Here is a 23,305-nt window from a genome sequence, read left to right as displayed (position 1 = left end):
CCGGGGCGCTTTGGGTTATGTTGACTGCGTTTACGTTTCGGCCCACCAGACCGACAACTTCACCAGGAGCCTGCCGATGACCGTGATGACTGCCGCCGCCATCGAAGACTTTCTCGACGAGGTGTTCCCTCAGCGTATCGGTACCATCGAGGCCGTCGATGACATGCGGGCCACCATGAGTCTGGCCATCGAGGACGAGCACCTGCGACCTGGCTCCAGCGTCTCCGGCCCCACCCTCATGGGGTTGGCCGACGTGTGCCTCTATGTGGCCATCCTCGGCCAGATCGGCCCGGAGCCGATGGCCGTCACCAGCGACCTGCACTGCCGCTTCCTGCGTCGGCCGCGGGGCGATCGAGATATCATCGCCACGGCTCGCCTGCTCAAGCTGGGTCGCCGCCTGGCGGTGGGTGAGGTGCAGCTCTTCTCTGCCGGTGACGAGGCCCCGGTGGCGCTGGTCACCGCCACCTACGTCCTGCCGGATTCGGACTGACTCCCGGCTCCGTCGCGCAGCGCACAGAAAGCGAGCGTCAGCCAGCCGGCGATCAGCAGTACACCACCGAAGGGCGTGACCATGCCCAGGCCGCGCATGCCGGTCAGCGCCATGACATACAGAGAGCCGGAGAACAACAATACGCCAGCGGTCCAGAGGCCCAGCACGGCAAATTGGCCGCGGCGGGGTCGGGAGGCGCGCCAGGCCAGCACGCCGAGCATCGCCAGGGTATGCCACATCTGATAGCGCACGCCGGTTTCGAAGGCGGCCACCAGCCGCTCCGGCAACTGGCCCTGCAGGCCATGGGCGGCAAAAGCGCCCGCCATTACCGTCAGCGCACCCGATAGCGCCACCAGGCACCACCACCCGCGGTCGTGCATCGCATTGCCTCCTGCCCATGAGGTTGGACGCCTACCGTACCGCGGGAGGCGCGGAGGGGCTACAATATGGGCCCGCGACACTCGTCAACTGGAGAGGACGCCATGCAGATCCAGCTCAACGGTGAGTCCCGTGACCTTGACCCCGGCCTCACGGTGGCGCAGTTGGTCGACACACTTGGCCTTGCCGGGCGGCGCATCGCCGTCGAACGCAACGAGGAGATCGTGCCCAAGAGCGAGCACGACTCCACGCGTCTTGCCGACGGCGACCGCATCGAGATCGTCCACGCCATCGGCGGCGGCTAGCACGCCGTTTCGTCGACCATCTCCCGCCCTAGACCCCGTACAGACATAGGCCCATGCGATGACAGATTTTTTCCAGGACCAGCCGCTGCGAATTGCCGGCCACGCCTTTTCCTCTCGCCTGCTGGTCGGTACCGGCAAGTACAAGGATTTCGACGAGACGGCCGATGCCATTGCTGCCTCGGGCGCCGAAGTGGTCACCTTTGCCGTGCGCCGCACCAACCTGGGCCAGGAGGCCGGCCAGCCCAACCTGCTCGACGTGGTGCCGCCGGAGCGCTTTACGCTGCTGCCCAATACCGCCGGCTGCTACACCGCCAAGGACGCCGTGCGTACCTGCAAGCTGGCCCGTGAGCTACTCGACGGGCACAAGCTGGTCAAACTCGAGGTGCTGGGCGATGACGCGACGCTCTACCCCAACGTGACCGAAACCCTCAAGGCGGCCGAGGAGCTGCTCAACGATGGCTTCGACGTGATGGTCTATACCAGCGACGACCCCATCGTGGCCAAGGAGCTCGAGCGTCTGGGCTGCTGCGCGATCATGCCGTTGGGCTCGCTGATCGGTTCCGGCCACGGTATCCAGAACCCGTACAACATTCGCCTGATCATCGAACAGGCCGGCGTGCCGGTACTGGTGGATGCCGGTATCGGTACCGCTTCCGATGCCGCCATGGCCATGGAGCTGGGCTGCGACGGCGTACTGATGAACTCGGCCATCGCCCATGCCCGCCAGCCGATCCTGATGGCCAGCGCCATGAAGAAAGCCGTCGAAGCCGGCCGCGAAGCGTTCCTCGCCGGGCGTATGCCGCGTCGCCAGAGCGCCGACCCCTCCTCTCCCTTTGCCGGCCGCATCAACGGCTGAACCACCGGAGCCACAGCGAACTTCATGAGCGATCAGCAACGCGACACCGCCTCAACCACCGGCCCTGAAGGGCCGGATGCCCCGCTGCATCGGCGTGGCATCAAGAGTTACGTACTGCGTGCCGGGCGGATGACCCAGGCGCAGACCCGCGGTCTGGAAGATGTCTGGCCGCGACTGGGCCTGACCCTGGCCGAGGGGCGCCAGGAGCTCGATGTGCTGTTCGGGCGCCAGGCGCCGCGGGTGGTGGAGATCGGCTTCGGTATGGGCGCTTCGCTGATCGAGCAGGCCGAAACCCATCCCGATACCGATTTCATCGGCATCGAGGTGCATGCGCCGGGCGTGGGCAAGCTGCTCGACGAGGCCGACAAGCGCGGCCTCGATAATATCCGTGTCTACCGCGAGGATGCTCTGGCGGTGCTCGAGCAGTGCCTGCCGGAAGCGAGCCTCGACACCCTGCAGCTGTTCTTCCCCGACCCCTGGCCGAAGAAGAAGCACCATAAGCGCCGCATCGTTCAGCCCGCCTTTGTAGAGCTCATCCGTAGCCGTCTCAAGTTGGGCGGCAAGCTGCACATGGCCACCGATTGGCAGGCCTACGCCGAGTGGATGGCGGAGGTGATGTCGTCAGCGCCGGGCTTCGTCAATACGGCGACACCGGAGACGGCACCCTATGTGCCGCGCCCCGAGTTTCGCCCGCTGACCAAGTTCGAGGCGCGCGGCGAGCGGCTGGGTCACGGGGTGTGGGATTTGATCTTCGAGCGCTGCGAATAGCCAGGCCGGCACCCGCTCCGGCGAGCGTCATTCCCATCAGCCCGAACGGGCCGAGGCGCTCGCCGAACATTGCCGCGGCCCACAGCAGCGTCACCGCCGGGGTGAGATGCACCAGGGTCGACGTCAGGGTGACGCCAAGCCGGCGCAGGCTGGCGACGAAGAAGCCGTAGCCTCCCAGGCTCGACAGCACCACCAGCCAGCCCATCGCCATCAGCATGGGGGGCTCCATGCCAGGCAGTTCAAGCTTGCCAGCGCTCATCGCCAAGGTCGCCACCAGGAAGATACCGCTGGCCGCGAGAAGCTGAGCCAGCAGCGCGGCCGACAGCGGCAATACCGGTCCCTTACGTACCGCCAGCAGGCTGCCGAGCGTTACCGACACGACCGACAGCAGCGGTAGCAGGTAGGCCCAGGCTGGAGCCCCCTGCGGCTGTCGCATGTCGTCACCCACGCACAGCGCCACGCCGAGAGTGGCCAGCGCCATTCCCATCCAGCCCCATGCGCCCAGGCGCTCACCCAGCCAGCGGCCAGCCAAGGCTGCCGCCAGCAGCGGCTGCAAGGCTGCAATGAGTGCTGTGACGCTGGCACTGACACCCAGGTCGATCGCCAGAATCACTCCCAGCAGATAGCCGCCCATGGTCAGGCTGCCGACGGCCATTTCGCGGCGCATGACATGAAGCGTCGGCACGGCGCCCAGCCTCAACCGGCACCATAGCGCCACCAGCAGACTGGCGAGCAGGAAGCGCCAGACGAACAGGCTGAGTACCGGCGTCTCGAGCTCGCTGGTAAGCCGACCACCGACGAACCCCGAACTCCAGCAAACCACGAAGCCGACGGCGATCAATAGCGATAGGGCCTGAGGCGGCATCATTCACTCCTCGGTTCTTGATGCCTTGAGCTTGAAGGTCTTTAAGGTTTCAATGAAGTGATAATTTCTTCATCCAGGGTTCAATATGTCTGAAGTCTCTGTGGCGACGCTGGACCTCGAGCTGCTGCGCAGTTTCCAGGCGGCGGTACAGCTCGGTTCGTTGGCAGCGGCAGCCGAGCAGCGCCACCGTACCGTCAGCGCCGTGAGCATGCAGATCAAACGTTTGGAGTCACAGCTCGATGTTCGGCTGTTGGAACGTGGCCCAAAGGGGGTCGTTCCCACCGCCACGGGTGAGGCACTGTTGCAGGAAGCGCGTGAACTGTTGCGCATGCACGATGCCATCCTCGCCCGTTACGCCGGGCGCGGCCTGCGCGGGAAGGTGCGCTTCGGCCTACCCGAGGATTATGCCCGGGAGCTGCTCGGCGATGTGCTGCCCGAATTCACCTCGCGCCATCCCGAGGTGCTGCTTCAGGCGGTCACTGCCACCAGTGGCGAACTGGTGCGCCAGCTGGAGCGCTCGCGACTGGACCTGGCCGTGATACTGGATCGTCCCATCGCACTTCCCGGCGGCGAGACGCTATGGCGCACCACGCCGGTATGGGCTGCTCCCAGGGCCGCCAACCTGACCGAGCGTGGCAGCCTGCCGCTGGCCCTGCATGAGGTCGACTGCCCCTACCGGGCGCTGGCAACCGAAGCCCTTGAGCGGCTGGGCAGGCCTTGGTACCCGGTATTTACCAGTACCAGTATTCACGCCATCGAACGGGCGGTAGAGATGGGGCTTGCAGTCAGCGTGCTCGACCGCGAACGCCTGACCCCCGCCATGCGTGAGCTGGGCGAGGCCGAGGGCTTGCCTACGCTCGGACGCTGCGAGGCACAGCTGCACTTCGCCCGTACGATCGCGCCGGGCTCGCGGCCCGCTGCCGAGGCCTTGGCCGAACTTCTGTGCGAACGCCTGCGGGGGCGAGGGCCCTGGCGCGGTGCCACGGCAGGATGAATTGGGGAGGCGCAGGCAAGACCGTGACCGGGTGAAGCGCAGCAATGAGGGGGATGTGTTTTTGCACAAAAAAAGCGCCTCCAGAGGAGGCGCAGGCAAGACCCTGACTTGGTGAAATGCAGCAATGAGGGGGATGTGTTTTTGCACAAAAAAAGCGCCTCCAGGGGAGGCGCAGGCAAGACCGTGACTAGCAATGAGGGGGAGAAACCATAGCGGGAAACTGGCGGTTCCCCTAATGGCCGTGGTGCCTCATCAACACCACGCCTTCAATGTAAGTCATTCTCATTCTCTCCGTCAACACGAATGCGAATGTTTTTTATTTCAGCTTCCCGCCAGGTGCAACCACAGTGGCAGCGTGGCCATGGCGAGCAGCGTCTGACCGGTGATCAGGGCGGCCATCAGCTCGGCATCGCCCCCTAACTGGCGGGCCAGGATATAGGCCGAGGTGGCCGTGGGCAGGGCGGCAAACAGCAGCGCCACATCGCGGCTAACGGCGTCCAGACCCAGCAGCAGCGCCAAGCCGAATACCAGCGCGGGCATCAACAACAGCTTGACCAGATTGGCGGTCCACACCCCGCGATCCAGGCGCAGCAGGGCTTGGGGGCGCAGAGCGACGCCAACGGCTACCAGGCCGAGTGGAAGGGCGGCGCGACCCAGTAGCTCCACGGCCGCGCCGCTCCAGCCGGGCAGCCCGATGCCGGAGAGGTTCAGGCCGATCCCGGCCAGACAGGCCAGAATCAGCGGGTTGCGCACCAGCGCCGCGAGACTTTTCCCCAGGCTCGAAGCCCCGAGCGTGCCGGCCGCGATGAAGCTGGCCACGCACAGCACGTTGACCACCGGCACCATCAGCGCCACGGCAACCGCCGCCACCGTGGCACCGGCCGAGCCATGCAGCGCAGCGGCACCGGCCACCCCAACGTAGGTGTTGAATCGCAGTGCGCCCTGGAACACCGAGGTGAAGGCGGCAGGCGCCAGACCAAGGCGGCGTTGTGCGGCCCACAGTAGGCCAGCGAATATCAGCATCCCGCCGAGCAGGGCAATGGCCAGACGAACCACCGGGACCTCGCCTACATTGGCGGTAGCCAGCGTGGCGACCAGCATGGCGGGAAAGAGCAGAAAATAGATCAGTTTTTCGAGCTGCGCCCAGAAGTCGCCGTTCGGCTGGCGCAGCCGCCCCATCGCGGCACCAAGCAGTATCAACAGAAAGAGGGGCCCCAGGGCACCGGCGACGCCATCCATTTTCACTATTCCTTATCGTGGCCACTTCTCTGTCCTAGCGTTAACCCTGCGACAACGGTACACGCCAGGACGGCAAATAAATGCTGTTAAGCTTACCTTTTACCACCCTTTTACGAAGGGCTGCTTTCGCCGCCATGCCCGCGCCTACTCTGCCTGACGTCGGCGAGTCCCGCTTTCCGGGACTTCGTCTGCTGATCCTTGCCACCTTGCTCACGCTTTGCGTGGCGCTGTGGTATCTGACTTCGCACCTGCTGCGCGGTGGCAATGACGTCGACTGGTATCCCGCCACGTTCCCCTGTGAGCTTCAAAGAGTCGAATGCAGCGCCGCCCTGGGCGAAGGGCGCACGTTGACCCTGGATATCGATGCCGGTAATGGTATCCGCGCGCTGGAACTCCTGCCGCTCGAGGTGCGGGTGGACGGCGTCGAAGCGCAAACGGTCAGAGTCGATTTCGTTGGCCACGACATGGATATGGGCTTGCATCGCTTCCCCCTGAGCAAGCAGGATAAAGGGCGTTTCGAGGGGGTCGGCCAAGTACCGATCTGTACCGAATCGGTCATGCGCTGGCAGGCCCAGGTCGTCGTCGAGACACCCGAGGGCAGGTTGGGGAGCCGGTTCGATTTTACGGTAGAGCGGAGTAGGCCATGAAGCGGCAACGCATGTGGATGGCGCTGGGGGCGCTGGTCATCGTGGTGGCTCTTGGGGGGCTCGTTGGCTATCAGCAGTTCCAGAACGAGGATGATGGCAGCCCGCGGGGCGGCCCGGTAGAGCTGCCCTCGACCCAGGGCGACTTCTCGCTGACTCAGTTGGAAGACGATCAGCTGGCCGTGTTGTTCTTCGGTTACACCTACTGCCCGGACGTGTGTCCGATGAGCATGGCGGTGATGCGCCAGGTGATGGAGGGATTGGACGACGAACAGCGGCGCCGAGTGGTGCCGGTACTGATCTCGGTGGACCCCGAGCGCGATACCATCGAGCGTCTTGCCGAATATGTGGGCTATTTCGGTGACGATTTCATCGGCGCCACCGGCAGCGAGGCGCAGCTCGAGGAGTTGGCCGGTCGTTACGGTGTGATCTGGCGTAGGGTGGAAACCCCCGAGTCGGCGATGGCGTACACCATCGACCACAGCTCCTCGCTTTATGTTGTCGATCGTGAGGGAACGATTCGCCAGCGCGTCCTCTATTCGCCGGTACCACATGCGCTGCGCTCGGCTTTACAGAACGAGCTTGGCGGGTAGGCTGATCGCCACGCTCGTCTCCTGGCAGTTTCGTCGCAGTCGCTAGCGTCTAGTCTTGGGGTCTCTGTTCGAGCCGCTCGATCATCGCCATCAGCGCCTTGACCTGCACGCCTTCCCGCGTGTCATGGAGCGGGTCGAGTTGCCAGGTGCTCTCGGTAAAGCCCCACCAGTCCCAGCAGCCCTGGGGGTTGGCCATACTGGTGGTGGCCTGAGGATAGAGCACGACACGCTGATGGGCTTCGGCCCACTCGTTGAGCCCGCTGTACTGCACGAAGGCGCGATCTATCTGATCCTCGGTCATGCCGCAGCCGTGCAGTGCCACCGTCAGCCCGCAGTCACCGGACTCGCATCCATCGGGAATCAGCACATAACCTGCCTTGCCCAGGCCGCGGGCTGCAAAGGGCCCCTGGTCGAAGCGCAGCAGCTCGCTGGCGTTGCTTTGCGGCTGCGGCGACTGAGAGCCGTGCAGCCAGCTCAGCGCCTCGCCGGCGATGTCCATGTCACAGGCAAGCAGATGGGTTCCGCCCCCGAGGCGGCATTGAGCCAGCTGGCTCGGTGGAACCTGCTCGTCGGCTTGAACCGGCCAGCCGTGCCCGACACCGGGTGAGTGAACGACCCTTAGCTGCTCGTCGGGGTTGGCCAGCCAGCCAGCTATCTGATCCGCAAGCGCCGTACCCAGCGCCGGAGCCACCACGCTGTCCTCTTCCCCATGCCAGACGAAGGCGCGCAGCTCCGCTAGTGCATCCGCTTCGCCGACAAGCCCGCGAGCCTGGTAATCCCGCAGACGAACGTCCAGGCTGTCAAGGTCGGGTGGTCCGCGGCGAGTGGCCATGCACTGACCAAGCGCCTGACCGAGCCCCCCCTGGGCACAGCTCCAGGGGCCGGCCGCCAGCACCGCCACACCGGTGAACCGTTCCGGCCAGGCAACGGCCAGCTGAGTGGCCATGTAGCCGCCCGACGATAGACCGATGACACTGACGTCATCGGTGGCGATCCCCAGCCGAGGCAGCTCCGGCAATCGCTCGTCGGCCTGGGCACCGACCGTGAGCAGGAGACCGGCGACAAGGAGTGATGAGGTTTTGCTTCGCTTCCCCTCACTCCGTGACATCGAGCAGCTCTACGCGGAAGATCAGCGTCTCATTGGGTCCGATGGGACCTTGGCCTTGGGCGCCGTAACCCAGTTCGGGCGGAATGTACAACATCCAGCTATCGCCCACGCTCATCAATTGCAGCGCTTCCTGCCAGCCCTCGATCACCTGATCGACACGGAAGCTGAGCGGTTGGCCGCGCTCCAGGGAGCTGTCGAATACCGAGCCGTCTACCAGGGTGCCCTCGTAATGCACCTCGACATGGGAGCTCGGCCCCGGGCTCTCACCGTCGCCACTCTCAAGTACCTCGTACTGCAGGCCAGAATCGGTGGTGGTGACCTCCTCACGTTCGGCGTTCTCCGCGAGGAAGGCCTGGCCCTCGGCAAGATTGTGTTCGGCCAGCTCTTCGGCTTCGGCCTGGCGGTTGGCCAGCGCATTCTGCTGAAACTGGCTCAGGGTCTCGGCCATCTCATCGGCACCCATCGCCGGATCGTTGCCCTCGATGATGTCGCGAATGGCATCGGTGAAGGCGTCGACGTCGAGCTCGGGATATTCCTGGGCAATGCTCTGGCCATAGGCGATGCCAAGGCTGTAGCTGAGACGCTCATCCTCGGTTTCCGGCGCAGCCAGAGCGAATGGCGCCACGGCCACAAGCGTGGCCAAGGAGGCGGAAGTCAGCAGTGTCTTCATGCAGAGTCCTGTCGATTGGTCTTTGGGCGTTTGGGGAGCGGTAGGCTCGTTAACAGTACTCGGACTCTATCAGGGCGGTGCCGGTTCCGCACATGCATGGTGCATGGCGTTACCGGCGCGGTGAATCACACTACCAGAGTAGGACAGTGAGCGGAGCCGGCCACTCTCTGCGCCACGCTTCCCAGCAGTAGGCTCTTCTCGCCGTTGGTGCCCTGGGCGCCGATCACGATCAGGTCGCACTCACGCTTATGGGCGAAGCGTACGATGGTTCGTGAAGGTCGGCCGCCCTTGACGAAGGCGCGCAGGCGGGCTGGGTCGGCGCCCAGCTCCACCGCCTCGCCCTTGGCATGTACGGCGACTTCGGTGGCGTACTCCTTGAGTGCATCGTCGGGAATATCGAGCTGCGCGGGACGCACCATGGAAAGCGAGGCCTCCAGCAGGCTGTGGTGCTTGAACACGCACAGGACGTAAAGTTCGGCACCGGTCAGCATATGCAGGCCGACGGCCTTCTGAAGCGCCTTCAGGGCACCCTTCGAGCCGTCCACCGGTACCAGTATGCGATTGAACATTTCAACGTCTCCTCAGCATCGGCTCGGCGTGCTAGCGGAAGGCCATGTCGCGCAGGAACAGGGCGATTTGCGGGAACATGATGATCAGCGCTGCCGACAGGATCAGCATGAAGACGAAGGGCGGCGTGCCGCGAATTACCTCCCAGTAGGGTCGCTTGAAGATGGCGATGGCGGTGAAGATGTCACAGCCGAAGGGCGGCGTCGCCGAGCCTATCGCCACCTGCAAGGTAATCAGTACCCCCACCAGCACCGGGTCGAGCCCCGAAGCGGCGATGGCCGGGGCGAAGATCGGCGTCAGTACCAGGATCACCACGATCGGGTCGACGAACATGCAGGCAATGAAGAACGCCACACAGATCGCGATCAGCACGCCGACCGGTCCGGCTTCGTTGATGCCGAACGCCTCGAGCAGGGTTTGCGGAATCTGGGCAAACGAGATGATCCACGAGAAGCCGTTGCCCACCGCTACCAGGATGAACACCACGGCGGTGATCAGGCCGGTGGACTTGGCGATGACGTACATGTCGGGCAGCTTGAGCGAGCGGAAGATCACGAACTCGAGCAGCACGGCATAGAGCACGCAGGCGGCGGCGGCCTCGGTGGGGCTGAAGATACCGCCGTAGATACCGCCCACGATCAGCACCGGGAAGCCCAGCGGCCAAAGCGCCTTCTGCACCGCGGTGAGGCGTTCGCGCCAGCTCGACTTGGGTTCGGTGGGAACGTCCTTGATGATGGCGTAGGCCACGCAATAGGCCGAAAACATCAGCAAGATCAACAGCCCAGGGCCGATGCCGGCAATGAACAGCTCACCGATGGAGGTGCCTGAAATGACGCCATAGATGATCATGCCGATGCTCGGCGGTATCAAAAAGGCGATGTCGCTGGAGTTGATGATCAGCGCCAGGGTGAAGGGGTCCTTGTAGCCCGCCTTGAGCATGCGAGGACGCAGCGGCGAACCCACCGCCACCACGGTGGCCTGGGTGGAGCCCGACACCGCACCGAACAGGGTGCAGGAAGCGGCGGTACTCACGGCTAGTCCGCCTTTGATGTGGCCGACAAAGCTCATGACCATGTCGATCAGGCGATGTGCCGAATGGCCACGGGTCATGATGTCGGCGGCGAGGATGAACATCGGCACGGCAATCAGCGCCGTAGGCCGAATGCCGCCCATCATCTGCTGGATGAGGGTTTCCATCTGACCCATTCCACCGAAGGTCATGTAGAAGCCGACGAAAGCCGCCGTTGCCAAGGGAATCATCATCGGAAAACCCAGCAACAGCAGCACGATCATGATGGAGAGGATGATGGTTGTCATGGTTATTGTCCCTTAATCCTGCGTCAGACTTCCGTCTCGGTATCCTTGTAACCATCGACCACATGCGTCGACAGATAGACGTCGCGTGAAGTGAGGTTCTTGAAGGCAGTGAGCAGGTACTGAATGCCGGTGACGGTGAAGCCCACGGGCACCCACACATAGATCATCCATACCGGAATACTCAGTGAGGGGAGCACTCGGCCGCGTCCGTAAAGGGTCTGGATGTAGCCGATGGAGAAGTAGCAGAGAACGAACATTACCAGTGCGGTAAACAGGCAAATGAAGATCATCAGCGCACGCCGACCGCCAGTGGGTAGCACGTCGTAAAAAGCGGACATGCGGATGTGCCGGCCGTGTCGGGCCGCATAGCCGATGCCGGCAAAGGTGATCATGACGATCAGGATACGATTGACCTCTTCGGCGAAGTGCAGACTCTCGCCGAAGGCGAAACGGCTGATCACGTTGGCAACGGTGTTGATTGCCATCAGGATCACGCCCAGGGCCAGAATGAGCGACTCGGCGCGGCTGATCCAGGTATCGATTACGCCGAGAGGGCCGGGGAGTGTGGAACGGTAGTTCTTCTCGGCGACGTCATCTTCACTCATGTCCATATTGGCAGGCTCCGGGCTCCGCTGCGTAGTGTGAAGCACAGTGTCGGGTTGAGTTGCATCAAGGGTACGTGCTCGCGTCAGGTGCTGCTCTACACGCTTCAACGTTGATTGGCCGCAGGCAGCGGTAAAGCCGCTGCAACGACAAGGGGGCAGCCGGCCGGCTGCCCCCTTGCACGTTCACACGTACAGCCGCACGTGGCTTACTCGTCGCCGGATACGGCTTCCAGGTCGGCCTTGAACTGCTCGAGGAGCTCACGGCCGCTGTCGCCGGTCATCTCGATGAAGCGCTCCTCGACCTGCGGGGCGCGCTCGCGGAAGGCCTCGATCTCGTCTTCGTCCAGGCGGGTCACGGTAACCTCGGAGGAGGCTTCCTGAATCTTCGCCAAAGACTCGTCGGCGAGCCCGGAGATGTGCTCCATGGTGTGATCGTAGGCCGCTTCGGCCGCGTCACGCACCAGCTGCTGCTCCTCCTCGGAGAGACCGTCGAAGAAGTCCTGATTTGCCATCATCGCAGTGGTGAACCAGCCGTGACCGGTGAACACCAGGTGCGGAGACACTTCGTAGAGACCGCCGGACTCGATCCAGAAGATCGGGTTCTCCTGACCTTGGATGATGCCGGTCTGCAGACCACCGTAGACCTCGCCCCAGGGCAGCGGCGTCGGTGTGGCACCGAAGGCGCGGTAGGTCTCGGAGAGCAGCGGGTTGGTCATGGTGCGGATGTTCTTGCCACGCAGATCTGCCGGGGTGCGGATCGGCTCGTCCACGGTGATGACCATCTCACCTTCCGGATACATCTTGAGCAGCTCCAGGCCCTGTTCGGCGTAGAGCTCCGGGAACATCTCGTTGATGGCCCTGCTCTCCTCGAAGAACGTGAGTACTGTCTCTTCGTCGGTGGGCAGCAGGTAAGGAATGAAGAATATCTGAGCTTCGGGAATCAGGGCGCCGGTGAAGCCCGGAGACTGGTTGACGAATTGCAGGATGCCGGCCTGGGTCTGCTCCATGATATCGTCGGACTCACCCAGCTCGCCGAAGCGGTAGATCTGGACGGTATTATCGGAGTTTTCCTCGATGTATTCCTTGAAGGCGACGGCAAATACATCCTGTACATCACCCTCGAATTCCTCATGCGCATAGCGCCAGTTGGCGGAATGGGCGGCAGCCGACATGCCGAACAGCAGTGCGCCGATACTGGCAGTGGTCAACAGCTTGGTTGCCTTCATTATTATGTTCTCCTTGCAGGTTTTGCCCGTGAAATAAGCGGTATCGACAGGCGTAGGTAGCCACAAAAAGCTACACAGCTTTTTTCAGGCTAGCGTGCCGCTTACAGAGGGTCAAGCTGGCTTTCAAGGGTTTGAGCCGCCAAAAGTTGCGCTTTTTTCTGTAATTTCCAGCGGCTTGCAAGGGAGTTTTCGAGATTGGAAGTGGCTGCCGATAGCGCTCCCCCAAGGTCGTCGTGCTCAGCTAAATGCTGCAATCGCAGCAGCGTCTCGCGTTCGGCGGCAAGCTCGGCTCGTTGAATGATTCGGCGCACATTGGCGGTGCCGGCGTGGTGCGCGGCGTCAGGCTTCAACCGGCGGCGCAGCGCTCGCAGCGGCACCGTCACCTCGCGCTGCCAGCGGCGTATCGCCACGAGCTGCGATGGCTCGGCGACAAGCGCCAGGCCATGACGGTGCAGCCAGCAGTGCCAGAGCAGCTCGCACACGTCCACATCGGCTTCGTCCTGCAGCAACAGGCATGCCGCTTCCACCCCGGGCCGGGCATAGAAGGCCAGAGCGAAGTCCCATAGCGGGTCGGTGGCAAGCCCGGCCCGCATGGAGGCCAGCGTTGCGGTAGAATCGTCGCTCATGATCCGGATGACGCCGGTCGGCTCGCCAAGGCAAGCTGGCGCGGCGGTCCTCCCCCCGTTCTGTCAGTTGGAGCTTGCATGATTGCATTGCGCCAGGTTGCCCTGCAACGCGGCACCCAGACCCTGCTCGAGGAAGCCGAGCTTACCCTGCATGCCGGCCACAAGGCCGGTATCGTCGGTCCCAACGGTGCCGGCAAGTCCAGCCTGTTCGGGCTGCTGTTGGGCTCCCTGGCCCCCGACCGTGGCGATGTGGAAATGAGCGGGGGGCAGCGCATCGCCCATATGGCCCAGGAGGTCGATGCACTCGACCGGCCCATCGTCGACTACGTGCTCGACGGCGATCGCGAGCTGCGTAGGACCGAAGCCGCCCTCGTGACGGCTCGCCAGCAGGGAGACGCGAACCGGGAGGCCGAACTGCATGGTGTCATCGAGGCGCTGGATGGTTACAGTGCGCCGTCGCGGGCAGCCCAACTGCTGATCGGCCTGGGTTTTACTCAGGCCGACCTGGACCGACCGCTGTCGGACTTTTCCGGCGGCTGGCGCATGCGGGCCAATCTGGCGCGCACCCTGTTCATGCCCTCGGACCTGCTCCTGCTCGACGAGCCTACCAACCACCTCGACCTCGATGCCCTGCTGTGGCTCGAGCAGTGGCTCATACGCTACCCCGGCACCCTGCTGTTGATCTCTCACGACCGCGACTTCCTCGACGCGGTGTGCGACCACATCGTCCATTTCGACCGGCGCCGCCTGGTGCTCTACCGCGGCAACTACTCCACGTTCGAGCGTACCCGCGCCGAGAAACTGGCCCTGCAGCAGGCCGAAGCGGCCAAGCAGCAGGCTCGCCGCGAGGAGATCGAGCGCTTCGTGGCGCGCTTCAAGGCCAAGGCGACCAAGGCGCGCCAGGCCCAGAGCCGTATGAAAATGCTCGAGCGCATGGGCGACATCGCCGTGGCGCACGCCGACTCGCCGTTCCATTTCACCCTGCCTGCTGCCGACAAGACCTCGCATCCGCTGCTGGTGCTCGATCAGGCCAGGCTCGGCTATCGCGACGATGAGGGCCGTGAGAAGGTGCAGCTCGACGAGGTCAAGCTGACCATCCTGCCGGGGCAGCGTATCGGCCTGCTGGGTCCCAACGGGGCCGGCAAGTCGACCCTGATCAAATCGCTTACCGGCGAGCTGCCACTGCTCGAAGGTAAGCGCATCCCGGGTGAACACCTCGCCATCGGCTACTTTGCCCAGCACCAGCTCGAGAGCCTCGATCTGACGGCGACGCCGTTCATGCACGTGCAGCGCCTTTCTCCCACCGCCAGCGATCAGGCGATCCGCAACTTCCTCGGCGGCTTCGGGTTTCCCGGCGATGACGTCTTCGGTGAGGTTGGGCGCTTCTCCGGCGGCGAGAAGGCGCGCCTGGCCCTGGCCCTGGTGGCCTGGCGCAAGCCCAACCTGCTGCTGCTCGACGAGCCTACCAACCACCTCGACCTGGAGATGCGCGAGGCGCTTACCGAGGCTCTCGCCGCATTCGACGGCACGGTGATCCTGGTGTCCCACGACCGTCACCTGCTGCGTGCCAGCGTCGACGAGTTCTGGTGCGTGGCCGATCATCGCGTCGAGCCTTTCGATGGCGATCTGGAGGACTATCGCGCCTGGCTCAAGGCGCGACTGGAGGGCGAACGCCGTGAAGCGCGCGCCGACAAGGTCGAGCGACAGGCGGAGGGTGCCGCGCCCAAGGAGGACCGCAAAGCGAGCCGCCGCGCCGCCGCCGAGCTGCGCGAGAAGCTGCGTCCGCTGAAGAAGGTGCGCGACCGCGCTGAACAAGCAATGGAGAAGGCCCAGGGCGAACTTGCCGCGGTGGAGGAGGCGCTGGCCGAGGCCGAGCTCTACACCGACCCGGCGCGCAAGGCCGAACTCACCGAGCGGCTGGCCCGCCAAGGCGAGCTGAAGGCGCAGCTGGAGACACTTGAAGCCGAGTGGCTGGCTGCCGAGGAGGCGCTCGAGGCGATGGAAGCGGAGCTTCTCGAAAGCGGGGCATGAAACATGGCCTGTCCCCGGGTCAGCCGCGGGATGCTGCCTGCGTAGTGCCTTCAACTCTCCAGCAGAAAGGTCACCGGCCCGTCGTTGATCAGCTCGACCTGCATGTCGGCGGCGAACTCCCCGCTCTCGACCCGGGGCCAGGCTGCCCGGGCACGCTCGAGCAGGTAGTGGTACAGCCGCTCGCCCTCCGCCGGCGGTGCGGCGCTGGAGAAGCTCGGGCGCAGCCCCTTGCGGGTGTCGGCGGCCAGGGTGAACTGCGATACCAGCAGCAATCCGCCTTCGACCTGCTGCAGGTCGAGGTTCATCTTGCCCGCCTCGTCGCTGAAGACCCGGTAACGCAGCAGCTTGTGCAGCAGGCGCTCGGCGGCGGCCTGGTCATCTCCCTTCTCCACGCCCACAAGGGCCAGCAGGCCGTGGTCGATGGCGCCTACGATCCGTTCATCCACCGTCACACTGGCGCGTCGCACGCGCTGTATCAGGGCCTTCATACGACGAGTTTCCTCCTGGCGATGAGCTCGCTGGAAGGGTACCACGTGGCGTGACGGGTGTTACCAGGCGCGGCACAGCATGATATCGCAGTGCGGCTCGGAGAGCAGCGCATCGGTGATGGGACTGTGGCGCCCCAGCTGGCCGCGGCTACTGAGTGCCAAGAGATCGGGGGGCTGACGCCGTAGCCGGGTGAGCAGCACCTCCAGCGGTTCGCCCTGCTCCAGAACCAGCTCGACTTCCGGAACGCTGTCCAGCTCGGCCATCAGCTGGTCGGTTTCGCGTTCGAGCTGGCAGCGCAAGCGCTCCACTTCTCGGTCGCGCCAGCGGGCGTAGTCGCTATCGGAGCCCAGCTCGCGTTCGCCGGGTATGTTCCAGGCATGGAGCAGGGTCAGGCGGGCCTCGGGGAAGCGCTTGAGGGCCTCGCGCAGGGTATGGCGGCTGGCCAGAGAGAAGTCCACGGGCACCAGGATCTCCTGCCAGTCCCGATTGGCCGGCTGGATCACCGTCAGCACCGGGCAGGGCGCGCTTCTCAGCACCCGTGCCAGGGTGGTCCCGGCGACCAGATCGCTCAGGCCGCGCTTGCGGTGGGCCCCCAGCACGATCATGTCCACCTCGCGGTCATGCGCCTCGCGAACGATCTCGGCATAGGTGGTGCCCGCCACCGTCTGCAGCATCACGCTCGGTTCCGGCAGAGCATAATCCTCGCGAATGTCCCTCATGATGGCTTGCATGTCGTCGACGATGGCGGCCTCGAGATCATGCAGTACCCGACGCGGCAGATAAGGGTCGAGTACATGGAGCACGTCCAGGCGCGCCCCGCTCTCCGTGGCCAGGCGAATGGCACGAGCGAAAGCGGCACGATTCTCGGCTGAAAGGTCGCAGGCGAACAGCAGGGTTTGGGTCATGGCGTCTCTCCGGTGCGATGGGCCTGGCGAGGCAGACTTCAGCATGGGCGGCAGCCGGCGAGGACGCAAGGCCGTTTCGTTACCACCAGCGGTGGAAGTGGTGGACCGGTCCATGCCCTTGGCCCACATCGAGCCGCCGGCTCTCGGTGAGTGCTACTTCGAGCCACTGTTTGGCGGAGCTAACCGCCTGCTGCAGCGAGTCGCCCAATGCCAGGCGGGCGGCAATGGCCGACGAGAGCGAACAGCCGGTGCCGTGCAGGTTCGAAGTGGCGATCCGCGTGCCCTCGACCCAGCGTGTGGCATCGTTCCCGATCAGCAGGTCGGGGCAGCTGTCGTCGCGCAGGTGGCCCCCCTTGAGCAGCACGCTGCCAGCGCCCAGAGCGGCCAGTGCCGGCACCATCTCCATCATCTCGTCGCGGCTGGCCGGTGCCTGGCGTGCCAGCAACACCGCGGCTTCGGGCAGATTGGGGGTAATGATATCGGCGAGTGGGACGAGCACCTCGCGTACCGCGGCGATGCCAGCGTCATCGACCAGGATGTCGCCGCTCTTGGCCACCATCACCGGATCGAGCACGATCCAGCGAGGTCGTTTCGCCAGCAGGGCATCGCGAATGGTTTCGGCGACCTCCCGGCTCGCGACCATACCGATCTTCACCGCATCGATCTTCACGTCGTCGAGCAGGGTATCGAGCTGCAGGCGAATGAAGTCGACCGGTATCGGATGCACGCCGCGCACGCCGCGTGTGTTTTGGGCGGTCAGCGCAGTGATGACGCTGGTACCATAGGCGCCCAGCGCCGAGAAGGTCTTCAGATCGGCCTGGATACCGGCACCGCCGCTGGGGTCGGAGCCGGCGATGGTCAGCGCATTGGGAATGGGGCGATGCTGGGTCATGGCGTCGTCTCAGGGCAAGATAACGGTGTAGGGGGCGGAATGCTGAGTCTGTTCGTGGTGGCTTTCGTCAGTGCCACCTTGCTTCCGGGTGGCTCCGAGGTGTGGCTGGCACGACAGTGGTGCGTGGGTCAGCCGCTGTTGGCGCTGTGGCTGGTGGCGACCACGGGCAATACCTTGGGCAGCCTGGTCAATGTCTGGATGGGGCGCTACGCCCGCCGTTTCCAGCACCGGCGCTGGTTTCCCGCCTCGCCCCAGGGGCTGGTGCGTGCCGAGCGCTGGTATCACCGCTTCGGCGAATGGAGCCTGCTACTCTCCTGGGCCCCGGTGATCGGCGATCCACTCACCGTACTGGCCGGCGTCTTTCGCCTGCCCTGGTGGCGGGCCATCCTGCTGATCACTCTGGCCAAGGGGACCCGCTACGCCGTGGTGCTCTATCTGGCCCAGGCGTGGCTAGCCCCGCTCTGCCAGTAAAGGCGCCTCTGCCATCGAGCCTGTGCCTTATCTCAGGATCGATGGTAACCAGGTGGCCAGCCCCGGAAATAGCGCCAGTGCCACCAGCATACCCAGCTGCATCAGGATGAAGGGGATCACCCCACGATAGATGGCCGAAGTGGGTACCGATTGCGGCGTTACCCCGCGCAAGTAGAACAGCGCGAAGCCGAACGGCGGCGTCAAGAACGAGGTCTGCAGGTTCACCGCAATCATGATGCCGAGCCAGATCGGGTCGAGACCCATCATCAGCAGCACCGGACCGACGATGGGCACCACCACGAAGGTGATCTCGATGAAATCGAGAATGAAGCCGAGCAGGAAGATCACCAGCATCACCACCAGCGTTGCACCGACCACACCGCCGGGCAGCGCTTCGAACATCTCCTTCACCAGCTCCTCGCCCCCATACGCGCGGAACACCAGCGAGAACAGCGCGGCGCCAATCAGGATCAGGAACACCATGCTGGTGACCTTGGTAGTGGTGAACACCACCTCCCGCAGCATCGGTATGTTGAGCCGGCGATTGGCCAGCGCCAGCAGGAAAGCGCCGGTAGCGCCCACCGCCGAGGCCTCGGTGGGGGTGGCGAAGCCGCCCAGGATCGAGCCCAGCACGGCGACGATCAGCAGCACCGGCGGAATCAGCCCCTTGATCAACAACGGCAGAATGCTGCCGGTGTGGCCAAGCTCCTGTTTCAGCACGTCCCGGTCTGCGGCCGGGGCGCTTTCCGGCTTCAGCCACGCGACGATCATCATGTAGAGGATGTAAGCCACCACCAGCAGCAGACCGGGAATCAGGGCGCCGACGAACAGGTCGCCCACCGAGACGGTCTTGGGGCTCCATACGCCCATGGCCAGCTGAGCGCGCTGATAGGCGTTCGAAAGGACGTCGCCCAGCAGTACCAGGGCGATCGAAGGCGGTATGATCTGGCCCAGCGTGCCGGTGGCGCAGATGCTGCCCGTCGCCAGCGACGGCGAGTAACCGCGTTTGAGCATGGTCGGCAGCGACAGCAGGCCCATGGTCACCACGGTGGCACCGACGATGCCGGTGGAGGCGGCCAGCAGCATGCCCACCAGGATCACGGAAATCCCCAGGCCACCGCGCAGGGTACCGAACAGCAGCGCCATGGCGTCTAGCAGGGTTTCGGCCACGCGTGACTTTTCCAGCAGCACACCCATCAGCACGAACAGCGGAACGGCCAGCAGCGTCTGATTGGTCATGATGCCGTAGAGACGGTTGGGCATGGCGCCCATCATGCGCGCCTCGAAGGGCACCGGCACGCCCATCTGCAGCAGCAGGTGGCCGAGGCCGGCAAAGATCAGGGCGGTTCCGGCCAGCGCCAGGGCTACCGGGTAGCCCAGCATCAGCACCGCACAGACGGTGAAAAAGAGGAACAGCGGCATGAACTCGAGCAGGGCTTCCACGTCACACCACCTCGTCGTGTTCTGGTGTATTGCCCGGCGCCTTGCCGCGCAGAATCAGTATCTGTCGAATCACTTGCGCCACGCCCTGCAGCAGCAGTAGCGCCATCATCAGCAGGATCAGCGTCTTGAGCAGATAGACGCCGGGTATGCCGCCGTCGGGCGAACGTTCGAGGATCGCCCAGCTGCTGCGCACGTAACCGAAGCTCGACCAGGCGATGAACAGCACCACCGGAAAGAGCAAGAACAGCGTTCCACAGAGGTCGACCCAGGCTCGGCCGCGGGCGCTGAGCTTGCGGTAGAAGATGTCGACGCGAACATGGCCATCGTGACGCAGGGTCCAGGCGGCCCCCAGCATGAAGACCATGGCGTGCATGTACATCACCGACTCCTGCATCACCACGCTGTGGATGCTGAAGACGTAGCGCATCACCACGATGGCGAACTGTACCGCCATCATGATGATTACCAGCCAGGCGATGGAGCGGCCCACGACCTCGGTAAAGCCGTCAAGCCATGCGAGCAGGACCGGATCACGGTTCGCGGTGTGCATGGTGGAAATCTCGTGTGAAGCGAATCAGGGACCGCATCATCGCCGATTACGCGGCGGGCGTCATCCCTGCGCCTCAACGCCTGGTCCTCTGTCTGCGTACGCTAGAGGTTCTGTCGCTTGTGCAGCGCCTCGAGCAGGGCGAGGCAGGGCGCCGGCAGCGCCACGTCCACGGCGATGGGAAGATGGTCGGAGAAGAGGTGGTCGAGTACGCGGACGTCACGAGCCTCGAGAGAGTCGGAAAGCAGGATGTGATCCAGCGCTCGTCGCGGCTGCCAGGAGGGGTAGCTGGGCAGCGGGCGCACCGGGTGCAGCGGCAGCGAGGCGCAGAAACGAGAATGCACGTGCAGCTGTTCCGGTGTGCAGTTGAGATCGCCCATCACCACCACATGACGCAGTGGCTGAATGATTTCGCTGAGATAGTCGAACTGGCGCATTCGGGCGCGATGGCTCAAGGCCAGGTGCGCTACGAACAGGTGCAGGGCATCCGGGCCGTCGCCGTAGCGGGCATGAATGGCTCCGCGACCCGGCAGCGTGCCGGGCAAGCGATGCTCCTCGACGAGGGTCGGGGCAAGGCGCGACAGCAGCCCGTTACTGTGCTGGGCAAAGCGGCCCAGGTTGCGGTTGAGCTGTTGGAAGTGATGAGGGAAGCCGCCGCGTGTGGCCAGGTATTCGACCTGATTGACGTGGCTGGAGCGAAAGCTGCCGCCATCCACCTCCTGCAGGCCGACGATGTCGAAGCGACTCAACACGCTGCTGACCATGTCGAGCCGCCGCGCCCGTTGCGGGTGCGGCAGCAGATGCTGCCAGCTGCGGGTCAGGTAGTGATGGTAGGCCGAGGTCTGGATACCGACCTGCATATTGAAGGTGAGCAGCTTCAGGTGCCCACCTTCCAGAGTCGGCGTTCGAGCGTTGGCCAGATGCGATAGATCGGCAGACACGGTCAGTCTTCGCGTTCCTGGCGCACACGTCCGATCAGCGCATCGGCGATCTGCGGCATGTTCTCGAGGCTGCCGGCGGTGCTTGGCGTCACCAGATAGCGGCCGTCGACGATCAGGGCCGGTACGCCCATCAGGCGCATGCTGCGCATACGTGCGTGGGCCTGGTTGACCTGGGCTTTGACCGCAAAGGCATCCAGGGCCTGGCGGGCCTCTTCCTCGCTGACACCATAGTCGCTGAAGAAGGCGGCGATGCTGCCGGTGTCGTTGAGCCGACGCCCTTCCTCATGAATGGCGGTGAAAATATCGGCATGCGCTTCTTCGAGGATGCCCAGCGACTCGGCGGCGTAGAACATCACGGCGTGGGTATTCCAGTCGCCGCCCATGGTGGCCGGGAGGTGCACCACGCTGACGTCATCGCCGAGGGTGTCATACCACGCTTTCACGCTTTTCTGCAGGTTGTAGCAGTGAGGACAGCCGTACCAGAACGCCTCCGTCACCTCGATCTGCCCCTCTTCGACGCGAGTCTCGACAGGCTCGGGCAGCCGTTCGTAGTGCTGACCCTCGACCAGGTTGGCCGAAGAGAGCGTTGCCAGGCCGAGGCCGGCCACGGCAATCACGGCGGACTGAAGAAAGCGGAAGGGCTTGAACATGAATCTTTTGCTCCTTGAGAGACCGCAGAGAGATGGGGCGGCTACATCGTAATAGTGTGGTTATCGCTCACTTTGAGCCCTGGAGTCGACCACGGTTCCCGAAAAATTCGTTTCCACTGCATAAGCATGAGGCGGCAAGGAGCCGCCTCATGCTGCCGGAGCGAACCGGCGAACGGATAACGCAGTGCTCAGTGCAGACCGTAGATATAGCTGGCCACGGCCTGCATGTCGGTATCGCTCATCTTGGCGGCAATGTCCGACATCATGTTGCTGGGGTCATTGGCGCGCTCGCCGCTGGCAAAGTCCTGAAGCGTCGCGACGGTGTACTGCGGGAACTGTCCGGAAAGCGCCGGATAGACGGCGGTATTGATGCCGACGCCGGTGGGACCGTGACAGGCGGCACAGGCGGGGATGCCCTTGGCCATGTCGCCGGCACGGTAGAGCTCCTGACCGCGCATCAGCGCCTCTTCCTCGGCATCGGCCTGGCCGACGTTGGCATCCTGCTGGGCGTAGAAGGCGGCAACGTCCCAGGCGTCCTCGTCGGAGAAGTCGTCGACCTGACCGACCATTTCCGGTACCAGACGGTTGCCGTCGCGGATGTCGATGATCTGCTTGGCCGTGTAGGACATCTGCTGTCCGGCGAGATGCGGGAATGAGGGAGAGGAGCTGATGCCGTTCTGACCGTGACAGGCGGCACAGGGCTGTGCCAGCTCGCGTCCCGCTGCAGCGTCGGCGTCTGCTTCCAGGTCGGCGTGGGCGACGCCAACGGCGCCGATGGTAAATGCCAGGCTTGCCAGTAACTTTCTCATCGCAGTTTCACTATGCCGTTATGGGTTGTACCGGTACGCATCCTGGGAGCAGCCCGAGCCTCTCGTAAACCAGGCCGGCCTCGCCCTGCCGTGAAGCGCCATTGCTTCGGTCGCTGCCAGCAAGAGCACGGTGGTACACTAGCGCGCCCAGGTCGCAGACAAAAGACACCGCATTATAACGAAACAAGCCGGCATCGGGAATGCAGGTCAAGAACCCGACGCTGTTCTCCGCGATGCAATCGGCAGGAAGTTGAGGCCATGACCCAATTGAATTACCAGACCGCGCGCTTCCTGACCAGCGCGCCCACCCTTGCCCAGTGCCCGTCCGACGACGGTGCCGAAGTGGCCTTCGCCGGCCGCTCCAACGCCGGCAAGTCGAGTGCAATCAACACGCTGACCCGGCAGAAGGCTCTGGCGCGCACCTCGCGCACGCCGGGGCGCACCCAGCTGATCAACTTCTTCACCCTGGGCGATGACACCACCCGACGCCTGGTCGACCTGCCCGGCTATGGTTATGCCAAGGTTCCGGAAGCGGTCAAGCTCGAGTGGCAGCGCCATCTCGCCGACTACCTGCGCGGCCGCCGCTCGCTGCGCGGGGTGGTGCTGGTCATGGATGTACGCCACCCGCTTACCGAATTCGACCAGACCATGCTGGGCTGGGCCGACGATCAGAACATGCCGGTGCATATCCTGCTGACCAAGGCCGACAAGCTGAAATCGGGTGCCGCCAAGAGCGCCCTGCAGCAGGTGCGCAGCCGCCTGCGCGAATGGGAAGACCTGGTGACGCTGCAGCTGTTCTCTTCACTCAAGCGTGAAGGAGTGGACGAGGCGAGCGCCCGCCTGGATCAGTGGCTGAGCGATCCGCTTTCTCCTTAG

27 protein-coding genes and 1 pseudogene are annotated in these 23,305 nt (G+C 64.2%); 10 read left to right on the top strand and 18 right to left on the bottom strand.

Annotated features, from left to right (window positions below; translation table 11 throughout):
• Positions 1-76 precede the first annotated feature (76 nt).
• On the top strand, positions 77-490 hold the full coding sequence (locus AC2VNO_RS11315; protein WP_486934217.1) for a PaaI family thioesterase: 414 nt from the start codon (positions 77-79) through the stop codon (positions 488-490).
• On the opposite strand, the gene AC2VNO_RS11310 is transcribed toward AC2VNO_RS11315, so the two are convergent.
• Positions 466-870 (bottom strand): DUF423 domain-containing protein, encoded by a 405-nt coding sequence (locus tag AC2VNO_RS11310; RefSeq protein WP_486934216.1) that lies wholly within the window; start codon positions 868-870, stop codon positions 466-468. The genes AC2VNO_RS11315 and AC2VNO_RS11310 overlap by 25 nt on opposite strands.
• Positions 871-972: 102 nt before the next feature.
• Between AC2VNO_RS11310 and thiS the strand changes: the two genes are divergently transcribed.
• From thiS to trmB, 3 genes are read left to right on the top strand one after another with little or no spacing between them, the layout of a single operon-like run.
• Entirely contained in the window at positions 973-1,173 is a 201-nt protein-coding gene (gene thiS, locus AC2VNO_RS11305) for a sulfur carrier protein ThiS (RefSeq protein ID WP_486934215.1), read from the top strand.
• 58 nt (positions 1,174-1,231) lie between these two features.
• Positions 1,232-2,029 carry a thiazole synthase gene (locus tag AC2VNO_RS11300; RefSeq protein ID WP_486934214.1) on the top strand — a complete coding sequence of 266 codons (798 nt, stop codon included), beginning with the start codon at positions 1,232-1,234 and terminating at the stop codon, positions 2,027-2,029.
• Between the two features lie 24 nt (positions 2,030-2,053).
• Positions 2,054-2,797 (top strand): tRNA (guanosine(46)-N7)-methyltransferase TrmB, encoded by a 744-nt coding sequence (gene trmB, locus AC2VNO_RS11295; RefSeq protein ID WP_486934213.1) that lies wholly within the window; start codon positions 2,054-2,056, stop codon positions 2,795-2,797.
• 10 nt (positions 2,798-2,807) lie between these two features.
• Here trmB and AC2VNO_RS11290 read toward each other — a convergent pair.
• A pseudogene (locus AC2VNO_RS11290) lies at positions 2,808-3,662 on the bottom strand (DMT family transporter); the annotation flags it as partial.
• An 85-nt stretch (positions 3,663-3,747) separates the two neighbouring features.
• Here AC2VNO_RS11290 and AC2VNO_RS11285 point away from each other — a divergent pair.
• Complete coding sequence (locus AC2VNO_RS11285; protein WP_486934212.1) at positions 3,748-4,656, top strand: LysR family transcriptional regulator; 909 nt, start codon at positions 3,748-3,750, stop codon at positions 4,654-4,656.
• Positions 4,657-4,977: 321 nt separating this feature from the next.
• Here AC2VNO_RS11285 and AC2VNO_RS11280 read toward each other — a convergent pair whose 3' ends face one another.
• Positions 4,978-5,895, bottom strand: coding sequence for an AEC family transporter (locus tag AC2VNO_RS11280; RefSeq protein ID WP_486934211.1), 918 nt, complete (start codon positions 5,893-5,895; stop codon positions 4,978-4,980).
• 134 nt (positions 5,896-6,029) lie between these two features.
• Here AC2VNO_RS11280 and AC2VNO_RS11275 point away from each other — a divergent pair, with 134 nt between their 5' ends.
• Together AC2VNO_RS11275 and AC2VNO_RS11270 are read left to right on the top strand one after the other, a co-directional pair.
• Positions 6,030-6,542: a hypothetical protein gene (locus AC2VNO_RS11275; protein ID WP_486934210.1), complete on the top strand. Its 513-nt coding sequence runs from the start codon at positions 6,030-6,032 to the stop codon at positions 6,540-6,542.
• Positions 6,539-7,132, top strand: coding sequence for an SCO family protein (locus AC2VNO_RS11270; RefSeq protein ID WP_486934209.1), 594 nt, complete (start codon positions 6,539-6,541; stop codon positions 7,130-7,132). Before AC2VNO_RS11275 ends, AC2VNO_RS11270 begins: the two co-directional genes overlap by 4 nt.
• A gap of 49 nt (positions 7,133-7,181) precedes the next feature.
• On the opposite strand, the gene AC2VNO_RS11265 is transcribed toward AC2VNO_RS11270, so the two are convergent.
• From AC2VNO_RS11265 to AC2VNO_RS11235, 7 genes are all read right to left on the bottom strand, one after another.
• Positions 7,182-8,240, bottom strand: coding sequence for an alpha/beta fold hydrolase (locus AC2VNO_RS11265; protein ID WP_486934208.1), 1,059 nt, complete (start codon positions 8,238-8,240; stop codon positions 7,182-7,184).
• The gene (bamJ, locus tag AC2VNO_RS11260) at positions 8,227-8,910 is read right to left on the bottom strand and encodes a BamJ family beta-barrel-assembly machinery protein (RefSeq protein WP_228575083.1); all 684 of its coding nucleotides are present in this window, start codon (positions 8,908-8,910) and stop codon (positions 8,227-8,229) included. Before bamJ ends, AC2VNO_RS11265 begins: the two co-directional genes overlap by 14 nt.
• 125 nt (positions 8,911-9,035) lie before the next feature.
• Positions 9,036-9,479, bottom strand: coding sequence for a universal stress protein (locus tag AC2VNO_RS11255; protein WP_228575081.1), 444 nt, complete (start codon positions 9,477-9,479; stop codon positions 9,036-9,038).
• Positions 9,480-9,510: 31 nt separating this feature from the next.
• Complete coding sequence (locus AC2VNO_RS11250) at positions 9,511-10,794, bottom strand: TRAP transporter large permease (RefSeq protein ID WP_486934207.1); 1,284 nt, start codon at positions 10,792-10,794, stop codon at positions 9,511-9,513.
• A 23-nt stretch (positions 10,795-10,817) separates the two neighbouring features.
• Positions 10,818-11,405 carry a TRAP transporter small permease gene (locus AC2VNO_RS11245; protein ID WP_228575077.1) on the bottom strand — a complete coding sequence of 196 codons (588 nt, stop codon included), beginning with the start codon at positions 11,403-11,405 and terminating at the stop codon, positions 10,818-10,820.
• Between the two features lie 200 nt (positions 11,406-11,605).
• A complete protein-coding gene (locus tag AC2VNO_RS11240) occupies positions 11,606-12,625 on the bottom strand; it encodes a TRAP transporter substrate-binding protein (protein WP_228575075.1) in 1,020 nt (339 codons plus the stop codon).
• A 101-nt stretch (positions 12,626-12,726) separates the two neighbouring features.
• On the bottom strand, positions 12,727-13,251 hold the full coding sequence (locus AC2VNO_RS11235; protein ID WP_486934206.1) for a TIGR02444 family protein: 525 nt from the start codon (positions 13,249-13,251) through the stop codon (positions 12,727-12,729).
• Positions 13,252-13,329: 78 nt separating this feature from the next.
• Between AC2VNO_RS11235 and AC2VNO_RS11230 the strand changes: the two genes are divergently transcribed.
• Positions 13,330-15,282: an ABC-F family ATP-binding cassette domain-containing protein gene (locus AC2VNO_RS11230; RefSeq protein ID WP_486934205.1), complete on the top strand. Its 1,953-nt coding sequence runs from the start codon at positions 13,330-13,332 to the stop codon at positions 15,280-15,282.
• A 50-nt stretch (positions 15,283-15,332) separates the two neighbouring features.
• Here the strand turns inward: AC2VNO_RS11230 and dtd are convergent, their stop codons facing one another.
• From dtd to thiD, 3 genes are all read right to left on the bottom strand, one after another.
• Positions 15,333-15,770, bottom strand: coding sequence for a D-aminoacyl-tRNA deacylase (dtd, locus tag AC2VNO_RS11225; RefSeq protein WP_486934204.1), 438 nt, complete (start codon positions 15,768-15,770; stop codon positions 15,333-15,335).
• Between the two features lie 60 nt (positions 15,771-15,830).
• The gene (locus tag AC2VNO_RS11220) at positions 15,831-16,676 is read right to left on the bottom strand and encodes a universal stress protein (RefSeq protein ID WP_486934203.1); all 846 of its coding nucleotides are present in this window, start codon (positions 16,674-16,676) and stop codon (positions 15,831-15,833) included.
• 79 nt (positions 16,677-16,755) lie between these two features.
• A complete protein-coding gene (gene thiD, locus AC2VNO_RS11215; RefSeq protein WP_486934202.1) occupies positions 16,756-17,568 on the bottom strand; it encodes a bifunctional hydroxymethylpyrimidine kinase/phosphomethylpyrimidine kinase in 813 nt (270 codons plus the stop codon).
• A 39-nt stretch (positions 17,569-17,607) separates the two neighbouring features.
• Here thiD and AC2VNO_RS11210 point away from each other — a divergent pair, with 39 nt between their 5' ends.
• Positions 17,608-18,039 carry a YqaA family protein gene (locus tag AC2VNO_RS11210; RefSeq protein WP_486934201.1) on the top strand — a complete coding sequence of 144 codons (432 nt, stop codon included), beginning with the start codon at positions 17,608-17,610 and terminating at the stop codon, positions 18,037-18,039.
• A 27-nt stretch (positions 18,040-18,066) separates the two neighbouring features.
• On the opposite strand, the gene AC2VNO_RS11205 is transcribed toward AC2VNO_RS11210, so the two are convergent.
• The 5 genes from AC2VNO_RS11205 to AC2VNO_RS11185 all read right to left on the bottom strand — a co-directional run bounded on the left by AC2VNO_RS11205 (position 18,067) and on the right by AC2VNO_RS11185 (position 22,429).
• Positions 18,067-19,473, bottom strand: a complete 1,407-nt coding sequence (locus tag AC2VNO_RS11205; protein WP_486934226.1) for a TRAP transporter large permease — start codon at positions 19,471-19,473, stop codon at positions 18,067-18,069.
• A gap of 10 nt (positions 19,474-19,483) precedes the next feature.
• On the bottom strand, positions 19,484-20,032 hold the full coding sequence (locus AC2VNO_RS11200) for a TRAP transporter small permease subunit (RefSeq protein ID WP_228575062.1): 549 nt from the start codon (positions 20,030-20,032) through the stop codon (positions 19,484-19,486).
• A gap of 101 nt (positions 20,033-20,133) precedes the next feature.
• Positions 20,134-20,889 carry an endonuclease/exonuclease/phosphatase family protein gene (locus AC2VNO_RS11195; RefSeq protein ID WP_486934225.1) on the bottom strand — a complete coding sequence of 252 codons (756 nt, stop codon included), beginning with the start codon at positions 20,887-20,889 and terminating at the stop codon, positions 20,134-20,136.
• Positions 20,890-20,972: 83 nt separating this feature from the next.
• Complete coding sequence (locus AC2VNO_RS11190) at positions 20,973-21,620, bottom strand: thiol:disulfide interchange protein DsbA/DsbL (RefSeq protein ID WP_486934200.1); 648 nt, start codon at positions 21,618-21,620, stop codon at positions 20,973-20,975.
• 188 nt (positions 21,621-21,808) lie between these two features.
• On the bottom strand, positions 21,809-22,429 hold the full coding sequence (locus AC2VNO_RS11185) for a c-type cytochrome (RefSeq protein WP_486934199.1): 621 nt from the start codon (positions 22,427-22,429) through the stop codon (positions 21,809-21,811).
• Between the two features lie 258 nt (positions 22,430-22,687).
• On the opposite strand from AC2VNO_RS11185, the gene yihA reads away from it, so the two are divergent.
• On the top strand, positions 22,688-23,305 hold the full coding sequence (gene yihA / locus AC2VNO_RS11180) for a ribosome biogenesis GTP-binding protein YihA/YsxC (protein WP_228575056.1): 618 nt from the start codon (positions 22,688-22,690) through the stop codon (positions 23,303-23,305).

The sequence above is a fragment of the Halomonas sp. TH-94 genome (genome assembly GCF_057473365.1).
The sequence above is the reverse complement of the archived record's forward strand: the minus strand, read 5'-3'. Positions and strand labels throughout refer to the sequence as shown.

What these genes read in the sequence shown, in the direction of transcription:
- AC2VNO_RS11315 (WP_486934217.1), top strand. Translation starts at nt 77, where the DNA reads ATGACCGTGATGACTGCCGCCGCCATCGAAGACTTTCTCGACGAGGTG.
- AC2VNO_RS11310 (WP_486934216.1), bottom strand. Translation starts at nt 870, where the DNA reads ATGCACGACCGCGGGTGGTGGTGCCTGGTGGCGCTATCGGGTGCGCTG.
- thiS (WP_486934215.1), top strand. Translation starts at nt 973, where the DNA reads ATGCAGATCCAGCTCAACGGTGAGTCCCGTGACCTTGACCCCGGCCTC.
- AC2VNO_RS11300 (WP_486934214.1), top strand. Translation starts at nt 1,232, where the DNA reads ATGACAGATTTTTTCCAGGACCAGCCGCTGCGAATTGCCGGCCACGCC.
- trmB (WP_486934213.1), top strand. Translation starts at nt 2,054, where the DNA reads ATGAGCGATCAGCAACGCGACACCGCCTCAACCACCGGCCCTGAAGGG.
- AC2VNO_RS11285 (WP_486934212.1), top strand. Translation starts at nt 3,748, where the DNA reads ATGTCTGAAGTCTCTGTGGCGACGCTGGACCTCGAGCTGCTGCGCAGT.
- AC2VNO_RS11280 (WP_486934211.1), bottom strand. Translation starts at nt 5,895, where the DNA reads ATGGATGGCGTCGCCGGTGCCCTGGGGCCCCTCTTTCTGTTGATACTG.
- AC2VNO_RS11275 (WP_486934210.1), top strand. Translation starts at nt 6,030, where the DNA reads ATGCCCGCGCCTACTCTGCCTGACGTCGGCGAGTCCCGCTTTCCGGGA.
- AC2VNO_RS11270 (WP_486934209.1), top strand. Translation starts at nt 6,539, where the DNA reads ATGAAGCGGCAACGCATGTGGATGGCGCTGGGGGCGCTGGTCATCGTG.
- AC2VNO_RS11265 (WP_486934208.1), bottom strand. Translation starts at nt 8,240, where the DNA reads ATGTCACGGAGTGAGGGGAAGCGAAGCAAAACCTCATCACTCCTTGTC.
- bamJ (WP_228575083.1), bottom strand. Translation starts at nt 8,910, where the DNA reads ATGAAGACACTGCTGACTTCCGCCTCCTTGGCCACGCTTGTGGCCGTG.
- AC2VNO_RS11255 (WP_228575081.1), bottom strand. Translation starts at nt 9,479, where the DNA reads ATGTTCAATCGCATACTGGTACCGGTGGACGGCTCGAAGGGTGCCCTG.
- AC2VNO_RS11250 (WP_486934207.1), bottom strand. Translation starts at nt 10,794, where the DNA reads ATGACAACCATCATCCTCTCCATCATGATCGTGCTGCTGTTGCTGGGT.
- AC2VNO_RS11245 (WP_228575077.1), bottom strand. Translation starts at nt 11,405, where the DNA reads ATGGACATGAGTGAAGATGACGTCGCCGAGAAGAACTACCGTTCCACA.
- AC2VNO_RS11240 (WP_228575075.1), bottom strand. Translation starts at nt 12,625, where the DNA reads ATGAAGGCAACCAAGCTGTTGACCACTGCCAGTATCGGCGCACTGCTG.
- AC2VNO_RS11235 (WP_486934206.1), bottom strand. Translation starts at nt 13,251, where the DNA reads ATGAGCGACGATTCTACCGCAACGCTGGCCTCCATGCGGGCCGGGCTT.
- AC2VNO_RS11230 (WP_486934205.1), top strand. Translation starts at nt 13,330, where the DNA reads ATGATTGCATTGCGCCAGGTTGCCCTGCAACGCGGCACCCAGACCCTG.
- dtd (WP_486934204.1), bottom strand. Translation starts at nt 15,770, where the DNA reads ATGAAGGCCCTGATACAGCGCGTGCGACGCGCCAGTGTGACGGTGGAT.
- AC2VNO_RS11220 (WP_486934203.1), bottom strand. Translation starts at nt 16,676, where the DNA reads ATGACCCAAACCCTGCTGTTCGCCTGCGACCTTTCAGCCGAGAATCGT.
- thiD (WP_486934202.1), bottom strand. Translation starts at nt 17,568, where the DNA reads ATGACCCAGCATCGCCCCATTCCCAATGCGCTGACCATCGCCGGCTCC.
- AC2VNO_RS11210 (WP_486934201.1), top strand. Translation starts at nt 17,608, where the DNA reads ATGCTGAGTCTGTTCGTGGTGGCTTTCGTCAGTGCCACCTTGCTTCCG.
- AC2VNO_RS11200 (WP_228575062.1), bottom strand. Translation starts at nt 20,032, where the DNA reads ATGCACACCGCGAACCGTGATCCGGTCCTGCTCGCATGGCTTGACGGC.
- AC2VNO_RS11195 (WP_486934225.1), bottom strand. Translation starts at nt 20,889, where the DNA reads ATGCAGGTCGGTATCCAGACCTCGGCCTACCATCACTACCTGACCCGC.
- AC2VNO_RS11190 (WP_486934200.1), bottom strand. Translation starts at nt 21,620, where the DNA reads ATGTTCAAGCCCTTCCGCTTTCTTCAGTCCGCCGTGATTGCCGTGGCC.
- AC2VNO_RS11185 (WP_486934199.1), bottom strand. Translation starts at nt 22,429, where the DNA reads ATGAGAAAGTTACTGGCAAGCCTGGCATTTACCATCGGCGCCGTTGGC.
- yihA (WP_228575056.1), top strand. Translation starts at nt 22,688, where the DNA reads ATGACCCAATTGAATTACCAGACCGCGCGCTTCCTGACCAGCGCGCCC.